15 protein-coding genes are annotated in these 17,367 nt (G+C 64.0%); 1 reads left to right on the top strand and 14 read right to left on the bottom strand.

Annotated features, from left to right (window positions below):
- Nucleotides 1–130: 130 nt before the first annotated feature.
- From BWR02_RS19065 to BWR02_RS19000, 13 genes are all read right to left on the bottom strand, one after another.
- Nucleotides 131–739, bottom strand: a complete 609-nt coding sequence (locus BWR02_RS19065; RefSeq protein ID WP_139559502.1) for an ImmA/IrrE family metallo-endopeptidase — start codon at nucleotides 737–739, stop codon at nucleotides 131–133.
- Nucleotides 740–754: 15 nt separating this feature from the next.
- Nucleotides 755–1,117, bottom strand: coding sequence for a helix-turn-helix transcriptional regulator (locus BWR02_RS19060; protein ID WP_139559501.1), 363 nt, complete (start codon nucleotides 1,115–1,117; stop codon nucleotides 755–757).
- A 349-nt stretch (nucleotides 1,118–1,466) separates the two neighbouring features.
- Nucleotides 1,467–4,310: an adenosylcobalamin-dependent ribonucleoside-diphosphate reductase gene (locus BWR02_RS19055; RefSeq protein WP_139559500.1), complete on the bottom strand. Its 2,844-nt coding sequence runs from the start codon at nucleotides 4,308–4,310 to the stop codon at nucleotides 1,467–1,469.
- 425 nt (nucleotides 4,311–4,735) lie between these two features.
- Nucleotides 4,736–6,757, bottom strand: coding sequence for a heavy metal translocating P-type ATPase (locus BWR02_RS19050; RefSeq protein ID WP_236102433.1), 2,022 nt, complete (start codon nucleotides 6,755–6,757; stop codon nucleotides 4,736–4,738).
- An 89-nt stretch (nucleotides 6,758–6,846) separates the two neighbouring features.
- The gene (locus tag BWR02_RS19045) at nucleotides 6,847–7,140 is read right to left on the bottom strand and encodes a type II toxin-antitoxin system RelE/ParE family toxin (protein ID WP_139559498.1); all 294 of its coding nucleotides are present in this window, start codon (nucleotides 7,138–7,140) and stop codon (nucleotides 6,847–6,849) included.
- Nucleotides 7,128–7,403, bottom strand: coding sequence for a CopG family ribbon-helix-helix protein (locus tag BWR02_RS19040; protein ID WP_139559497.1), 276 nt, complete (start codon nucleotides 7,401–7,403; stop codon nucleotides 7,128–7,130). Before BWR02_RS19040 ends, BWR02_RS19045 begins: the two co-directional genes overlap by 13 nt.
- 474 nt (nucleotides 7,404–7,877) lie before the next feature.
- Nucleotides 7,878–8,882 carry a hypothetical protein gene (locus tag BWR02_RS19035; RefSeq protein WP_139559496.1) on the bottom strand — a complete coding sequence of 335 codons (1,005 nt, stop codon included), beginning with the start codon at nucleotides 8,880–8,882 and terminating at the stop codon, nucleotides 7,878–7,880.
- Nucleotides 8,883–9,095: 213 nt separating this feature from the next.
- Nucleotides 9,096–9,293, bottom strand: a complete 198-nt coding sequence (locus BWR02_RS19030) for a DUF2283 domain-containing protein (RefSeq protein WP_139559495.1) — start codon at nucleotides 9,291–9,293, stop codon at nucleotides 9,096–9,098.
- A 394-nt stretch (nucleotides 9,294–9,687) separates the two neighbouring features.
- Entirely contained in the window at nucleotides 9,688–9,936 is a 249-nt protein-coding gene (locus BWR02_RS19020) for a MarR family transcriptional regulator (RefSeq protein WP_139559493.1), read from the bottom strand.
- A 48-nt stretch (nucleotides 9,937–9,984) separates the two neighbouring features.
- On the bottom strand, nucleotides 9,985–10,749 hold the full coding sequence (locus tag BWR02_RS19015) for a MinD/ParA family ATP-binding protein (RefSeq protein WP_139559492.1): 765 nt from the start codon (nucleotides 10,747–10,749) through the stop codon (nucleotides 9,985–9,987).
- A 98-nt stretch (nucleotides 10,750–10,847) separates the two neighbouring features.
- A complete protein-coding gene (locus BWR02_RS19010) occupies nucleotides 10,848–12,326 on the bottom strand; it encodes a cache domain-containing protein (protein WP_139559491.1) in 1,479 nt (492 codons plus the stop codon).
- A 38-nt stretch (nucleotides 12,327–12,364) separates the two neighbouring features.
- Nucleotides 12,365–13,660, bottom strand: a complete 1,296-nt coding sequence (locus tag BWR02_RS19005; RefSeq protein WP_139559490.1) for an APC family permease — start codon at nucleotides 13,658–13,660, stop codon at nucleotides 12,365–12,367.
- A 47-nt stretch (nucleotides 13,661–13,707) separates the two neighbouring features.
- Entirely contained in the window at nucleotides 13,708–14,403 is a 696-nt protein-coding gene (locus tag BWR02_RS19000) for a class I SAM-dependent methyltransferase (RefSeq protein ID WP_139559489.1), read from the bottom strand.
- Between the two features lie 426 nt (nucleotides 14,404–14,829).
- On the opposite strand from BWR02_RS19000, the gene BWR02_RS18995 reads away from it, so the two are divergent.
- Nucleotides 14,830–16,236, top strand: coding sequence for a PQQ-dependent sugar dehydrogenase (locus BWR02_RS18995; RefSeq protein WP_162560243.1), 1,407 nt, complete (start codon nucleotides 14,830–14,832; stop codon nucleotides 16,234–16,236).
- Between the two features lie 698 nt (nucleotides 16,237–16,934).
- On the opposite strand, the gene BWR02_RS18990 is transcribed toward BWR02_RS18995, so the two are convergent.
- On the bottom strand, nucleotides 16,935–17,204 hold the full coding sequence (locus tag BWR02_RS18990) for a hypothetical protein (protein ID WP_139559487.1): 270 nt from the start codon (nucleotides 17,202–17,204) through the stop codon (nucleotides 16,935–16,937).
- Nucleotides 17,205–17,367 lie beyond the last annotated feature (163 nt).

Raw genomic sequence — 17,367 nt, 5'->3', positions numbered from 1 at the left:
GCAGGCAATAGAGATGGCCCAAACGGCGTGCTAAACTAAATTGCGATTAGAGTTTAGCGTGCGTTCGGGTGGCAGAGGGGTGCCTACACCACCATGCCATGAGACCATCGGTACTGCGATACCTTTGGGCTCACCTGTTCACTCTTGCGATGGGGCGACTGCGAATCGCTCCATCGTCCTTGATCAATCCCTGCTCCTGTAGCTTGCGCCATCGGGTCTCAGCCGCCTTCCTAGAGACACCGAAAATTCGCGCAACATCCTCTGGCCCCTGACAAAGCTGCCGAACCAGATCTACTGGCATTAAGAATTCGGCGGCGAAGGTGTCCGCCTGCCACTCGCTGTCCTCTATCCACTTGTGCGGTCCTATGCTGCGCGAGAGTGCGACATTGTCGTGCAGTACAAGGTGTCCGAGCTCGTGGATCATCGTGTATCGGTCGCGCCCGTTGTTGGCGTGTGCGCCTTCGTACACGTCTTCCCGGATCTGAATGACCCCTTGATTAGGGAATGTCAGCCCATGATCCTGGTCCATCTCGCCTTGCTCAGCAATGTCGAACACAACGCCGGCACGGTGCAGATCGCGCTCATAGAGTGTGATCACGTCAACCCAAGCTTGTTGAACGTCGAACAACTCGCGGGCCCTTTCCGCAATCGCACGGATCTGGGTGATCCGCAGGGCTGGTACCTTGACGCCCTTTGGTTCTTGCTCAGTGCCTCCGCCACCGGACTTTTGTTGTGTCATTTGGTGCTCATCCCATCAGGTGAATTCCTTCAGCATTTCCAATACTTTCCTCTTTTGTTCGTCCCCCATATTGGGGAACTTCCGCGCAAAAGCCGCTATCAGTTCGCGGTCCTGACGTTCCGGAGCGAACTCGAATGTGCGTTGCGACATAAATGCTGCCTCCTCCAGCTCCCGCTCAAGGTTGCCGTTCGGTAGCCCTGCTTCAGCAAAAAAGCGTGCGACGCGGCCCACAAGGGCCGGCGGGATGTTCTTTTTTCCGGTTTCAAGCGCAGATAAATATGCCGGGGTCACGCCTAGCGCGTCTGCCATGTTCTTCGTCGTTCTTTCTGCATCGATCCGAAGTTTTCGGACCAACTTCCCATACTCAGTAATGTTCATGGTGGTCTCTCCTGGTTGGTAAACGTCCAGAAGTTTATTTCTCCTCTTGGTTCTCGGCTTTGAGCCAGCGCACCTGATGCGCTCGAGTGTGGATGATAGCGAATCGGGATTTTTTGTCAACCAAAAACGGTTGTTTAAATGATCTTAAATGGATAGACAGCAGCGACTCAAGCAAGATGGCGGTGGAGGTGCTTGCCTCTGTGGCATTCAGGCAGACTCGCCGTGAGCAATCCCGCACCGGTTGAATGGCGGTGAATGGGGTCAGGTTACTTTTTTCCGTAGCGCCTTGCCGTGGGCTCCCGCAAGAAGGCCGCTACCCGCCAGTCCACGCCGCGGGGGGGTGGCCAGCCTACCCACACGCCCCGATCGCCCCGCACGCCGTGCAGAAGTTGCAGCCGTCCTTGCGGATGACGGCGTAGTTGCCGCACTCGGGGCAGCGCTTTCCGGGCCGCACTTCCATCGCGCCAGCGGTCGCCGGGCGCAGCGGCACGACGTTGTCGGCCTCGAAGTGCAGTAGCCCCATCTCCTCGATCGGATAACCGTCCTCGTCCAATAGCCCCAGCCGCGCGTAGCGGTGCAGGATCAGCCGCGCAAGGTACGCGATCGTCGAGGGCGTGTTCTGCTGCCGGTGCTCGCCGGGCACCCAGGCCAGGAAGTCGCCGCGCGGTTCGGGGAAGTCGGCCAGCTGGCGCAGCTTGGCGCCGATCCAGGCCGGGTCGACCACGCGCATATCGAAGGACAGCGACTTGCACAGCCCGTCGAACAGCCGCGGGTATTCGCCTGACAGCCACAGCGAATACGGCCGGCGCTGGCCGTTGGGTAGCTGCAGCTCCTTCAGGAACAGCACGCAGTCGTCGCCAGTGGCCGGGTTGATCACGTCCACGGTCCACGACAGCGTGCCGTCGGTGCCGGTCTTGGGTTCCTTGGGCGACATCAGCGCATCGAGCACCGGCGTCGGGCCGGGATGGTCGAACGCGCCGAGCTGCGCGCAGCGGTAATGCACCAGCCGGGCGAAGCCGGCGATCAGGCTGGGCACGCGGACCGGCTCGCCGTCCGGGGGGAACGGCAGGTCGAAGGCATCGTCGCCCTGGGCCCGCATCAGGCTGGCGAGCTTGGCCTTGAGCCAGCCGCGGTCGTTCGAGCGCAGGTCCATCGACAGTGACTTGGCCAGCGCCCCAAGGCCCCGCGGTTGCTCGGCGCCATTGACCCAGACCTCGAACGGATGGTTCTCGCCGTTCTCGATGTGGCCGACGAACAGCGCGAAGCTGCCGCGCGGGTGGTCGACCATGTAGGTCCAGGCCGGATTGCCGCCGGCCGGACGGGGTCGCTTGCGCCAGCGCAGCGAAGCCAGGGCCGGTTCCGGCAGCGATTCCAGCCGCAGGCGCCGGTCGGGATCGGTGTCGGCGAAGTCGTCCGAGTCAGCCGCCTCGGGTTCCGGCCCATCCGCCACCAGCACCTGACCGACGACCGCGTTCGGCCGGTAGGTCGCGAGGCCCTTCAGTCCGGCTTTCCAGGCTTCGAAGTACAGGTCCTGGAAATCGGCATAGGGGTAATCGGCCGGGACGTTCACGGTCTTCGAGATCGACGAGTCGATAAAGGGCTGCACCGCCGCCAGCATGCGCATGTGGTCCAGCGCGGCGATCTCCAGTGCGGTCACCCAGTGCGGCGGCAGATGGGCGACATCGCCTCCCCGGGCGCGGTACAGCCGGTAGGCGTGGTCCTCGACCGCGTATTCCTCGACACTGCCGTCGGCCGCGCGCTTGCGGCGGGTGTAGCTCCACGAGAACGGCGGCTCGATGCCGTTCGAGGCGTTGTCGGCAAAGGCCAGGCTGATGGTGCCGGTGGGCGCGATGGCGAGCAAATGGCTGTTGCGGATGCCGCCCCGGCGGATCGCCGCGCGCAACTCGTCTGGCAGCCGTGACGTGAAACCGGAGGCCAGATACGGCTCGGCCTCGAACAGCGGGAAGGTGCCTTTCTCGCGCGCCAGCTCGACCGAGGCTCGGTAGGACTCATCGCGCATCACCTCGGCCACGCGCGCCGCGAGTTGGCGGGCCGCATCGGTGTCGTAGCGCAGGCCCAGCATCAGCAGCGCATCGCCCAGGCCGGTGAAACCCAGCCCGATGCGCCGCTTGGCCATGGCCTCTGCGCGCTGCTGCGGCAGCGGCCAGAAGGTCAGGTCCAGCACGTTGTCGAGCATCCGCACCGCGGTGCGGACCAGGGCGCCGAAGCCGGCGAGATCGAACTCGGCCCGGGCTTCGAAGGGTTCGATCACAAACCGCGTCAGGTCGATCGAGCCCAGGCAGCAGCAGCCGTAATCGGGCAGCCATTCCTCGGCGCAGGGATTGGTGGCCTCGAAGCGCTCGCAATAGGCCAGGTTGTTGTCGTCGTTGGCGCGGTCGACGAACAGCACGCCGGGCTCGGCATGGTCGTAGGTGCTGCGCATGATGCGGTCCCACAAGTCGCGGGCGCGCACCGAACGGTAGACCCACAGCCCGTCCTCGCGCAGTGCGGCACCGGCCGCCTTCTGCTCGTCCGAGGGTTCGGCCGGATGCGCCAGCGCCCAGGACCCATCGGCCTCGACGGCCTGCATGAACGCGTCGGTCACGGCCACCGAGATATTGAAGTTGCTGAGTTCCCCGGCCGTGTCCTTGGCCTGCACGAAGTCGAGCACGTCGGGGTGGTCGCAGCGCAGCACGCCCATCTGTGCGCCGCGCCGGGCGCCGGCCGATTCCACCGTTTCGCAGGAGCGGTCGAACACCCGCATGTAGCTGACTGGGCCGCTGGCGCTGCTGGCGGTGCCGCGGACCCGGGCGCCTTTCGGGCGGATGCGCGAGAAGTCGTAGCCGACCCCGCCGCCGCGGCGCATGGTCTCGGCCGATTCGGTCAGCGCGGTGTAGATGCCTGGCTTGCCGTCCTCGCAGCAGGAGACCGAATCGCCGACCGGCTGCACGAAGCAGTTGATCAGCGTGGCTTCGATGTCGGTGCCGGCGGCGGACAGGATGCGCCCGGCCGGGATGAAGCCCTGGCGCAGGGCGCTCAGGAATTGCGTTTCGAAGGCGCTGCGGCGGGCCTCGGGCTCGACCGCGGCAATGGCGCGGGCCACGCGGGCGAACACGTCCTCGGCGCTGGTTTCGCCGTGCTTGGCGTACTTTTCGAGCAGAACGTCGCGGGAGATGGGTTGGAGGTTGTTCATGGCAATGATTCCGCGGCCGCGTGCTTGGGCGGCCGATTGTTGGCTGGGTTCAGTTCCTTCGACTGCGCAGGACACACTCCGGTGCCTCGATGATCCGGGGAGGGGCGGGTCGTCTCGCGGGCACGGCCCGCGTCTGACGCGGATTCCCGTTGGCGGTCGCCACGGGGAGTGGCGCGATGGGCAGACCTTAACAAACGGCGAGCAAGACGGGCAAGCGGTCGCCGGTGACACCATGTCTACCGATGGTAGCGCGTGTTGCCGATGATCACAGCATATAGCGTTTCAGCATCTTCCGGACGGGAAAACGGAGCCCCGCCTAAACGCTTTGACTTGGCCAGCCGGTGCCAGAACCGGCTGGGGTGCAGCCAAGGGCGCACCGAGCGATGAACGCCGCCGATGGAATGGGCGAGCGCTTCGCCCGAGGTTCACCCCGCCGCCTCGGCGGGCCCATTCAGCAGTGCGCTGATCTCGCCGCGGGCGCGTTTGCGCCAGGGAATGCCCAGTAAGCCCGATTCGCTGCGCAGCACCGTGCGCTCGATGGCTGGGTCCTGACGCGGCCCGTCCCGCAAGGGGCGGAGGCCGTTCAGCGCGGCCAGCAGCGTCGAGCCGTTGTTCACCGCCGTCGCGACCACCGGGCTCAGGTCGAGCAGCGCGCCGCCGATCACGATCGCGACATTCGCGGCGGTCACTGTGGTGATGTTCTGGCGGACCAGCGACATGCCGCGGCGGGCGGTCAGGATCGCGAAGGACAGTCCGCGCAAATCGTCGTCCAGCAGGACCACATCGGCGGTTTCGCGGGCCAGGTCGGTCGCGCTCTGCGGTGCGGCCGACACGTCGGCCTGGCTCATGGCGGCGGCGTCGTTGATGCCGTCGCCGACGAAGGCAATCGTCCGGTGGCGCTCACGCAATTTCTGCAGCACAGCCAGCTTGCGTTCCCCATCGGCTTCGGCGAAGGTGCGCTCCGGCCGGAAGCCCAGCTGGTAGCCGACCGCGGTCGTGGCTTTCCGGGAGTCGCCACTGACCAGATAACAGGCGATCCCGAGTCGTCCCAGGGTCTCTATCGCCGTCGCGGCTTCCTTACGGATCGCATTCGAGTAGAACACGGTCCCGAGCAGCACGCCGTCCCGGACGACATAGCGCTGCGAGCGGTTCAGGATCACACCGTCGTGGCGCCGGTGGTAATCGGCGTCGATCGTGATGCCGTGTTCCTGCAGGTAGTGGTAGGTGCCGATCGCGACGCTGTGGCCGTTGACCTCACCGATCGCGCCCAGTTCCGAGTAATCCCGCGCCTCGACTGCCGTCCGGCTGATGGCCCGCTGCTCGGCGACATCGGCCAGTGCGGTGCTGAATGGGCGCAGCACGTAGTAGCACACCGAGGCGGCGAGCCGGATCAGCTCGTCCTCGCTGACCGCGGAATCCACGGTATCGAACCCGCTGACCTTCACGCCGGTTTCGGTCAGCGTGCCGGTCTTGTCGAACACGATGGCGTCGATTGTCGCCAGGCGCTCCAGCGCATGTCCGCTCCGGATCAGCACCCCGTTGGCCGCCGCATGTTGGAGGCAGGCGAGCACCGGCACGGGCGCGCTGATCGCGATGCCGAGCGCGAAGTCGAGTTGCAGCGGCGCGATGGCCTGCGTCGGATTGCCGGTCGCCGCGTACAGCGCGAGGCTCACCCCCAACGCTGGCAAGACGGCCCGGTCGCTGATCTCGGAGACGTAGTTGCTGATGCGCGTCTGCTTCCGCGACTTTTCGTGGACCGCGGCCAGTAGTCCGGCGGCCCGCGTGTCGGCGCCAGTGCGCTGGACGTTCAGGGTAATCTGCCCTTCGACCAGCACGGTCGATGCGTACACTTCATCGCCAAAACCGAGGGTCCGCAGTTTTGCGCTCCCGCCGAAGGCGTGCTGGTCGAGCAGCGCCTCGCCGAGCACGACGGTGCCGTCGGCCGGCACGCGATCGCCGGGGCCCAGCAGCACCTGGTCACCCGGCATCAGATGCTTGGTCAGCACGCGCCGGCGCCGCCCCTTGCGCTCGATCCAATAATGCCGGCTCGGCACCGGGTTCGGCCGCTTACGGCGCCCGGCATCGGCCGTCATGTCGCGCAGCGTATGCCCGACCTCGGTCAGGCACAGCGCCAGTGCCGGTGCGAACAACTCGCCGGTCAGCGTGTGGAAGAGGATCCACAAGGAATCGAGCACCTCGGCATCGAGCTCGCGTTGGCGTTCGACTCTTTGCAGCGTGCGTTTCCAGGTGGGCCAGGCCGCCACGGCGATCGCACCGCCGACGATGACCGGCGGGATCGCCAGTTCCAGCGGTCCGGCGAGCACGGCCAGGCCGAGCGCCGTCGCCGGACGTGTGAAGCGCTTGCGGTACTTCGTGGTCGGGGACGACGCCTTCGGCGGCGGGGCCGCTGTCCCGCGGTCCAGGGATGCGTCATTCGTCGTGGCCAAGGGGATCATGCCTTGTCTGAAGAGTCCTTCCGGCAATCATTAGTTGGAGGAGTCGGCGGCGCAAGGATTCCGAGTGTTCTCGAAGGGTGTCATCGATCCTTTCGCCATTCCTTGGTATGCCACACGCGAATGATGAAGACGGTCTGATTTGCGATTAGGTAGCGCAACACATAGCCACCTGTGCCGAAGGGCCGGAACAGTTCCCGCCTTTCCGTGCCGTCGCCCATCTGGCGGCCCAGTTCTGGATGATCCGCAAGCAGGTCTGCGCCTTCCAGGAGCGTTTGCGCGGCGCGCTTCGCTGCGATCGGGCTCTGCTCCTGCAGGAAACCACGCAACCGTGCAACATCGTCGAGCGCCTCGGGCAGCCAGACTACTTCGGACACGGCAACTCGTCTTCACTGCCCCACGAACTGAGCCATTTCTCGACTGCCGCATGCGGCACGGCAACGCCCGTTCGCTCGTAGCTCTGCCAGCGCTCCATGTCCTCGGCTCTTTCACGTTCATGTTGCTCTTCGCGTGCGACGTACTCCTCGATGGCTGCTGCCATCAAGCGGCCGGGGGGGCGTTCCTTCAGAGCGCTCAGAGCGGTGAGGCGTGCGAGCAGCCCTTCGTCGAGTTCGATGGCCGTGTTTACGGTCTTTGACATGGCTTGGTCCGATTTACGGTTCTTCTCACTCGCGCTTCTAGCATTCGCGATGCTCGAGGGTCAAGGCTTCATCGCGGACTTGTTCTGTGTGCACTGGAGCAAGGCGAAAGCTACAGCCCAGTCCCCCGTTCCAGTCGGTTACGTCCAACCAGGCTCTCCCAAGGCATCACCATTGGCATTCCCCTACCTCTGCCCGGTGACCGAAACCATCGTTCCGGGTAGGGCCCCGGAACTGAGGAGCCCAGGGATGGCGAAGCCGCAAGCGTCGAAGCCATCGGTGACAGGGCAAACGTGACCTAAGCCAGCCATCCGTGCGCATGGCGCACGTTACGTCCGCGCCATTCGTAGCATGCGCCCCGCACATGACCTAAATGGGAACCATGTGGCTCGGAGTTGGCGGGCATAGTCACCGAGCCAGCCGTCGGTCCATGGCGCGTCATTCTCTGTCTGCCCGTGCGGCATCCCGCGGTCGGCTTATTTCACGGGGCCGGCGGTAGGACCGCTTTTCGGATTCTCGGCGGTGAATGCTTCGCGCAGACGTTTGACCTTTTTCTCACGTAGCTCATCGACTCTGGCCTCCGAGTTATCATACTGATAGTAGCCAGAGAAATTCTCGCCATGCTTTTCGAAATCGCGGCGCTTCATGCATTTGAGCCCGTTGTAAGCCAGCTTGGTCAATGCTTCATCCCAGTCATAGGCTCTGACCTGTATCGCTCGCGGTTTATACTCGCCTCGTTGATAGTCGACGGGTGCACCGGGGTAGTCATAGGTTGAAAGATTGTCGACGACCTCGATGTTGTAATTCAGGTTGTCCTTGTCGCCGAAGATGTGGGTTCTAAGCGCGAGTAAGGGTTGAGCATCGAAAATCGGTGCCGAGTACAGATCGACCTGATCGCCCGGTTGCAATCCGCCTGGGCCGGATTGCGCGAAGTGTTTGTTGCCCGGCGTTCCCTTATTGCAGAACCGCCACCGGCGTTTGGCATCGTCGAGGAAGACGTCCTGATAAATCTTGTCTGCCGGGATGCCGAACTTCGCAGCGAGGTTCTTGTTGAAGACGTCTTCGGGGTAAATGATGATCGGGGTAAAACCGAACTTGTGGGTGGGGTTCACAAGGTTTCGGTCGCTATCCAGGCCGCTCTCACGAATCGTCTGTGTATATTTAACCGTGGGTTTCCATTGCAGTGGAAACTCATAACCCTGTCCCTCCACACAAAACCCCTCCAAAGCCAACCGGCAAGTGCCATCGATGATGGGGTTGTCGCATACGCTCATATAATCTTTCACGGAAGTGAATAAGCCATCGGACATCGATTTTTCATAATCTGAGCAAACATCCCGCATTCTTTCCTTTACATTGATCTTCGTCCAATCAAGCCACTCATCGGCCCATGAAGGCATCACGAGCCCTATGGTCAGCGAGACTGACCGCGCGATGAAGCGAATCGATGCTGCGGATAGCGGGCTGACCCCATTGTTCACAGAGACCTCCGTTCGATTCCCGAACATTCGCGCCGCGCTTGTTGAGCGCCAGGAGAGCATGGGCTTACACAGGAACTGGGTGGTACTTGCTCGATGTCGGTTCATCGCGATGCCGATCGCAACCCGCTTCGGCCTGACGTCCTTCCCGCCGGGGCAGCCTGCTCCGAGGATCAGATTCGAGGCAGCGAATGGCCAACGCTCGAACGACCGAACTTATGCGGCAATCTGCTCGTAGGAAAACTGCGGCGCATCAGCGCGTTTCGACGCATGTTCGACGGTAATCGAACGAATGTTGCCCTGGCTGTCGAGATCCAGAATCGTGTCCTCGTCCAGGTCGCGGGTCTCGGCGACGGGTACGTCGCGGAACTCGATCAGCAAGGTGTCGGTGTCGGCAAAGTAGCGTACTTTCATGGGGTAAACCTTCTGTCAAAGAATGCGTTATGAACGGTTTCACCATCTTCCAGCAAGATCACACGCAGATAACGATCGTCCATCTGCGGGATGCAGGTCCAACGCCGAATTCGCCCGTCCGATTGAATTGACTCACGAATGGGCGAGTGTATAGCGCGATCTATCCATTCATCCAGGATGTTCGCGCGATCCGGGCGACTACGGACGGCTTCGAAGTAACGCGTGACCTTCATGTCGCAAGGTTACCAGACACGCTCCGAGAGAATCGTCACCGGCATATCGACTGCCCTGGCCGCTGCTGTGATCCGTGCGCATGGCGCACGCTACCTCCGCACCATTCGTAGCATGCGCTGTGCGCATGGAACAGCCGCGCGCATGGAACAACAGCGCGAGATCAGGGTCGTGTCCCGCCGAAGGCCGGCGCGTAGGTCGCCGGAGTCGTGTCGTCCATTCGCTCCAGCAGTCCTTGATCCACCAGTCGCTCCAACACCTCGGACGCGGCTTCGGCGGTGAGTCCGCAACGCTGCACCAGCGTCTCCGCGTTGATGCGGCGCTGGCGGACTGCCAGTATCAGCACCCGCCGGTCCGGCTCCGGGAAGGTGAGCAGGTCGCTCGGCCTCAGCCCTCGGCCTGGCTCGCCCATGGCGTCATGCGGGGGTGGCGACGAGCCTAAACCGGCGCCCGGGCCCGTTCATGCCGCCGCGATCTTGGCCGCCACCGATTTCAGCGTCGCCGAAATCGGGTGGTCGGGTTTCGTCAGGCAGAACACGTCGCTGCTGCCGAGCACGGCCATTTCCTGCGCGAGCGGCAGAATGCCGAGCACGGGCGTGTCGTAGGTCGATTCGACCCGCTCGCGCAGCGCCGGGAAATCGGCCGGGGTGATCGCCTTGTTGACCATCAGGAACAGGTTCGGCACGTCGAGTTGCCGGGCCAGTTCGACCGCGACGGCTGTGCCCTGATAGTCCTGGCGGTCCGGCCGCAGGATCAGCATCAGGACATCCGAAATCGCGATCGACAACAGGGTTTCCTCGTTGACACCCGGATGCGTGTCGATCAGTAGGTGATCCAGTTCCAGTCGCTCGATGAGCTCCTGGAAGCCGCTGTTCAGCAGACCCACATCATAGCCTTCGCTGAGCATGCGGGTGATGTCGCTGCTCTGCATGCTGCCGGGGGTCAGATAGATCTGCCCCTTGGCGATGCCCTTGTTGCGGAGTACGGCGGTGACCTCGGTGGTGGCCGCTTCGATCGTGCAGCGGCCCCACAGGAAATCGTTCAGAGAGTGCTTTTGCTGGCCGGGCTCCAGTCCGAAGATCGCGTGGATACCGGGGGACTGGATATCCGTGTCGATGACGCCCACGCGCTTGCCGGTGCTGGCGAGCAGCGCGGCGAGATTCGCCGTGATGTTGGATTTGCCGGTGCCGCCCCGAAAGGAATGGACGGAGATGACATGCGCCATGAGTCGTACTCCCATATCGAGACCGGAACTGTATCAGATTGCCGGTGTCGCCTTCAGCCTCGTGCAGCGGGGTTTGGGCCCCCGAGCTTCCCCGTGCCTCATTTGCCGGCCTCGTCGGTCGGCCGTGCACCGTTCGTCCGTCCCGGCCCGTCCCGGCGCTGTCGGTTCCGCTCCCGCAGCTCTCGGGCCTGTTCCTGCAGCGAGCGGAAGAAGGGGGTGCCGGTCACCTGCTCGATCTCGGCACGGGTCTGGCTCGCATCCACGGCGACGCGCAACTGTTCCAGTTGCGATTCCAGCAAGTCGTGGCGGGCTTCCACTTCCTGCACCATGCCGAGCGCCGCGGTGGCCAACTCGCCGAATTCATTGCGGCGGTGCGCGTCGTCCCGGAGCTTCTGGAGCAGTTTGCCTTGCAGGTCGAGCTGATCCTTCTCGACCGCCTTGACGACGTCGCGCAGCGTCAGGATAGGTCGCACCATCCAGCCCGCGGTGCGCAATCCGACGAGGATCGAGATCAACAGCAGTCCGAGCGAGGCCCAGGCCGCAGTGCGGACGCCCCGGATCAGGTTCTCGATCAATCCCGATTCCGAGATCACGACCGCGAGCTGCCAGTTCAGGCCGAAATCCGCGAACAAGGGGGCGGCATAGACATAGTTGCGCCGACCTTTGACAACGAACTGGAACGATGTCGCCCGGCTTACGGTCAGCTGTGGGAACCGCTTCCTCAGTACTTTCGCGCTGGCGCGCGCGACCGGGTTGTCGCTAGCGGCCAGATCGTCGAGTCGCTCCGCCTTGTGTTCCTTGCCGCCACGTTCCCGGTCGAAATTCGAGCTGGCGACGATGCGGCCAGTGGTATCGAAGATGAACGTCAGCGAATCGGGCGGCAGCGTCAGGCCTTGCAGGTGGCCGTTGATCGCATCGAGGTGGATGTCGGACGAGACGACCAGACGCACATGGCCGCTGTCGTCGAAGACGGGGTCGGCAATCGTGACGACCGGCGCACCCGACGACACGGCGCTGAAATAAATCGGTGACAGGATGCGCTGGTGCCGCGTCACCGCATCGCGGTAGTAGTCCTGCTGCAGGGGATCGAACACGGTGCGGCCGTGATCGAGACGCGTGCCGCTGCGGCCGGCCGAGTCGATTAGATACCGCTGCAGCATGCCGCCCTTCCTGGCGTCCGATAGCTTCAGCACCGGTGTTCCGGTTTCGGTGCGATCGATTCGCAGCATCTGGCCTGTCGGGCTGGTCAGCGTCAGATTGGCCCAGGGCACCAGCCGCGACTGCGTCCACAGGCTGTCGATGACGCGGCGCCGCGTCTCGGGATCCTGGATGTCGGAGAAGCGGCGCTGCGGCTGCAGGCGGACCCGCTCGGCGAAGGCCTCCGTCAGCGTCATCGGTATGTAGAGGTACTGGTACAACTGCTCGTCCATCGTACTGCCGATCACATTGACCATCTCTGCGGCCGTCTCGCGTGCTTCCTTCAAATGGCTCAGATAGGCGATCGTGCCCGTCAAGCCGACCGCCACGACCATCTGGAAGGTCAGGATCAATGGAAAGACGACGCGGATCGAGCGCATGGCTGCGGGATGGTTGGGCGTGCCAGACTGAGAACGTGTCAGCCGTTGCGCCGGTCGGAAAACGCGTAGGCGACCAGACCCAACAGTGCCGTGGACAGGCCGGCCAGGCTTTCAAGCGGATGCTGCACGACGAAGAAGCCGCTGAAACCCAAGGTGCCGAGCACGAAGGCGATGGGCGACCAGGGGTAGCCCCAGGCGCGGTAGGTGTCGGGCGGCCCAAGGCGTCGGCGCAGCACGATCACGCCGGCAACGGTCAGCAAGGTGAACAGCGATAACGTAAAGGCGGTGTAGTACAGCAGCGTATCGAAGCGCACAGTGTGCAACAGCACAATCGCGAGTACGGCCTGGAAGGCGATCGCACGGACCGGATTGCCGCCGGCGTCGGTTACCGACAACGCGCGCAGCGGAGGCATCGCGGCGCTCAGCGCCCGGACCACGCGCGGGCCGGCGATGATCATCGAACTGATCGACGAGACCAGCAACAGGCTGATCAAGGCGCCCATGAAATGGCCACCGGTTTCCCCAAACACGCTGATCGCCGCCACCAGGCCGACTTCCTTGACGCCGCGCAGTGCATCGACCGATGCGACGCGCATGAAGACGGCGTTCAGGCCGACGTACAGCGCCGTCACGAGCGCTGTTCCATACAGCAGGCTGCGCGACACATTCCGCTCCGGGTCGACGATCTCGCCGGCGAGATAGCTACTCGCGTTCCAGCCGCTGTACGCGAACGACACCCAGACCAGGTTGACGGCCAGCCCCGTGTTCCAGATCTCGGAAACGGAGAAGTCGAAGGGGTTGAACGACACGGGTTGCGCGGCCGGTGCGGCGAATCCGGCGAGCACGAACAGACCGATCACGGCGACCTTCAGCGCCGTGACGGCCTTTTGAAACGACAATCCGGCCGAGAAGTGCGCGACATGCAACCCGGCGACCGCGAGGATGATCGTCGTTGCGACCGCCTTCTCCGGCAGGGTGGGGAACACGCCTTTCAGATAACCCGCGAATGCCAGCGAGGCCGCGGCGATCGGCGCCGCGAAGCCGATCGTCGCGCTGGTGAAGCCGGCCATGAAGCCCAGCGCCGGATGGTAGATCTCGGTGAGGAAATGGTACTCGCCCCCGCCCGCGGGTAAGCGCGTGGCGATCTCGGCGTAGCAGACGGCGCCGAGGAAGGCCAGCAGGCCCCCGAGCAGCCAGATCGCGAGCACCGGGAAGCCCGCGGGCGTTTCGAGCAACTGATACCCGAGCGAGGTGAACAGACCCGTGCCGATCATGTTCGCGATCACGACGGCGATCGCGGTCGCCAGGTCGATCCGGCGGGTGCTCGGTTGCATGGGTTCGCGCAATGGACGGGTTTTCGGCCGGGCGCGGGTACGGCCGTCTAAGGCCGCGCGCTGATCAGGTACTGGTAGGGCAGTGTCGCCGTGTCCACGGTGATGTCGCTAAAGCCGGCCGCGGAGAGTTCCTGCTCGATCTGCCGGGGTTCCAGCCGCATCTCGACCGGCGGCCCGTCGGGCGTCGGTACCTTCTTGAAGTCGACGACCAGCAACTGACCGTCCGGTTTCAGGCCTTCCCGCAATTTCCGGAGATACGCATCGCGCCCCTCGATGTGGTGGTACACGTCGACCATCAAGGCTCGGTCGGCTTCGCCCTTCGCGAGGCCCGGGGAATCGTACGCGAGCTGGCGCGTGACTAGCGAACCCGGCGCCGCGAGGGGCTCTTTCGCGAGGCGTTGCTCAATGTAGTGCTGAAACCGTGGATCGACATCGGCCGCGATGACCCGGGCGCCGGCGGCCGCCGCGCGGAAGCTGAAGTAACCGGTCCCGGCACCGATGTCGATCACCGTCTTGCCCCTGACATCGCCCAGCGCCGCCAGCACGGCTTCCGGCTTCTGCCAGGCGGCGCGCTCGGGCGCCTCGAAGCGAGCGACCAGGGTGTCGAAGCCCATCGCATGCATGTGGGCATTGGCTGTGCCGTGACCGGGCATGTGCATCGGGGGCGTCTCGGTCCGTCCGCTCGGGGCCAACAGCGCGGCACACGACAACAGCAAAAGCTTCACCATCGATTTGGCGCACATCGTCGTTCTCCAAGTTCGTCTGGCTGGAGGAGGGGATAATCGGAACACGCACGCCCGAGCGCGTGGTCCGGGCGAGGTGCACGGCGCGCGTCGAGACGCCACGGGCTGCCTTCACGTCCTCACGATTTCATCGAGGCATCATATCAGGCGGGCATACGTCCTGTGGTCCGACGGGACTGCGTTGCGTCTTGCGTGGCTTGTGCAGGGCGCGGAAACCTGTCACCGTTCGGGACGATGGAAGGTCTCTGGCAGCCGGGAGCGCGGTCGGCACTGTGCCGCGAGTGCCGGATCAGCAACACCTAAACGGAGGTCATGCCGATGCTTGGATCAGGCCAGTCTATGCTGCGCGGTCTCACGTCGGTGGCGACATCGTGCCGGTCTCGAACAGGCGCTTGGGCACGGCTCGCACTGCTGTGCATGACGTCGATGGTGACCGTCGAGTCCGGCGCGGTCTGCCTGCCGACCGACCCCGTCAATCTGGATCCGATTCCGGCGCCGATCGGGCGCGATGCCGTCGCGAAGGTCAGGTTGTCACGGGTCGCGTCCGAACTCGTTGCGCCCAACGGCGGTAGTTCAGCCCCGGGCGATGCGAGCCACCTGTTCGTTTCCGATGTCGTCGGGCAGCTCTGGGCCATTGACCTCGGTAGCGGTGCCAAGCACATCGTCCTGGATGTGACCGGCCTGATCGTGCCGCTCAATCCGCGCGACGAGCGCGGTCTGCTCGGCGCGACGTTTCACCCGGATTATCAACAGAACGGTCTGCTGTACACCTACACGTCGGAGCCCTACGCGCCCGAGGTCGCCGCGGATTTCCCCGTCTCGGGACTCGCGCCCAGTGTCCTGCCGGATCATCGCAGCGTCGTGACCGAGTGGAAGGTGGCCGACCCCGGCGCGGCGCAGCCGCTGGCCGATCCCGCCAGCCGGCGCGTGCTGCTGCGCATCGACCAGCCTCAGGCCAATCACAACGCTGGCGCCCTGGCGTTCGGGCCGGACGGGATGCTGTACGTGGCCCTGGGCGATGGCGGGGCAGGGAGCGATCAAGGCCGCGGGCATAATCCGCTCATCGGCAATGGTCAGGACCGGGCCCGGGTGCTCGGCAAGATACTCCGCATCGACCCGCGCGGAACGACAGCCCGCAACGGGCAATACAGTGTGCCCCTGTCGAATCCCTATGCGCCGCACCAGGGCAGGACAGGGGGCGTTGCGGGGTGTGCGGACGGGTTCTGCGATGAAATATGGGCCTACGGCTTTCGCAATCCGTACCGGATTTCCTTCGATCGCCTCGACGGGCGCCTATTCGCCGCCGACGTCGGTCAGGGCAGCGTCGAAGAGGTCGATATCGTGCGTGGCGGGGGCAACTACGGCTGGCGCTTCAAGGAAGGGACGTTCTTTTTCCGTCCGCGCCCAGGCACGCCCAGCTATATCAGCGACGTCAATTGTCTCGGCGTGCCCGCGCCGGACCTGCTCGATCCGGTGGCCCAATACGACCATGGCGAGGGGCTGTCGGTCATCGGCGGTTTTGTCTATCGCGGTAGCGAGATCCCCGCGCTGCAGGGGCGGTATGTCTTTGCCGACCTGGTCGGTGTCTCTACCGGAGCCGGACGACTGTTCTATTTCGACAGCAGAGGGGTCGACGGCCCGCCGGCTAGTCCCAGGACCATTCGTGAACTGCGCATTCAGGGCAGGCTTTCGATAGGGCACTTCATCTTCGGCTTTGGCCAGGATGCGCAGGGCGAACTGTATGTGATGGCGAACAAGACCGCTTCTCCCGCGCTGACCGAGGCTGGGCGTACCGGCGTCGTGTTCAAATTGTCGGCGCCGTCGACCCGCTAGCCCGCTCGTCGCAGGGCCGGCCCAGGCCGGGTTTTCGCGAGACAGGAAGGAAGCCCCCGCGTTGCGTCCGGAGCGGGGGCGCGGTCATCCCGCTGCAGCCACCTCGATCGGCCGGGTTAGGAATAGGCTCGCGTTAGGCCCGAGCTATCTCTTCTGACCCCGCCTTATCGTCGGTCAGGTCCTATCCCCAGGTTCATGCCGGCGGCGTGTCCGACACACCGCCGTTCAGAACACCTGCAATCAAACGGAACTGTTCCAGCGCCGCCTCCAGGTCGTCCATGATCTCCAGCGCGATCACGCGGGTGGCGGCAGGTTGTCGCTGTCGATGTCGCGGTACTCGACCATCACGCCGTCCACTCACAACCTGTGCGGCGCGCGGTGCGCACGATGAGATCCGCGCCTTCGCGGGCGAGGCGGAGTTGAGACGCGCCAATGCGTCGCTCAGGCGCTGCCCCCGAACACCTGTCCATAGTCGTCACGCTTAGCGGCGGGGTTCGCCGAGGGCGATCTCGGCGCCGTTACGGACCTGCCAGCCGACGTTCTCCAGCCACGCCAACGCGGCCTGCTCGACTACGGATTCGGTGAAAGAGGTCATTCAGTCGGTCCTTTCTGGGAAACGCTTAAATAAGCAAGCAACTGATTGTAAGAGCTATATTGCGTGGCAGCAGTGGTCTGTCCGGTTTGCTCTTAAATGACGATCAGGCCCAGAAGGGCAGGTAACGAGCGAACTTTCGCGATGTACCTAGGCTCTCGTCTAGTTTGATCATCCCCGCCTCGATGGCCGCCGCGATTACCTGTGAGGCAATCGCCGCCTTGTCCTCCGCAAGCCGGAAGCGATCACGGAGCCACTGGTTGGTCATCCGCTCGGACATCACCCACTTCAGGGCACAGTGCTGGTAGCAGGCCCGCACCCGGTCATTTCGATCCATCTCTTCGAACGGCCTCAGGTCGTATGCTGGAATGAGCATCGCGAATCCCAGCGAGAGCAGACGCCCATTGAGACTGTTAGGTAGCGTCCGTCAAGGTGGTGTAATTTTCGGGGGCGAACTCCGGCTCAGATGAGTTCTTCAGTCTGCAGTCAGTCCGGGTAATGGGTCCATCCCGACGCTGTGCTCTGTCATGGTGTGTTGG

It is taken from the genome of Methylotetracoccus oryzae, from assembly GCF_006175985.1.
Taxonomy (GTDB): domain Bacteria; phylum Pseudomonadota; class Gammaproteobacteria; order Methylococcales; family Methylococcaceae; genus Methylotetracoccus; species Methylotetracoccus oryzae.
This window is presented reverse-complemented; position numbering and strand designations above follow the sequence as displayed.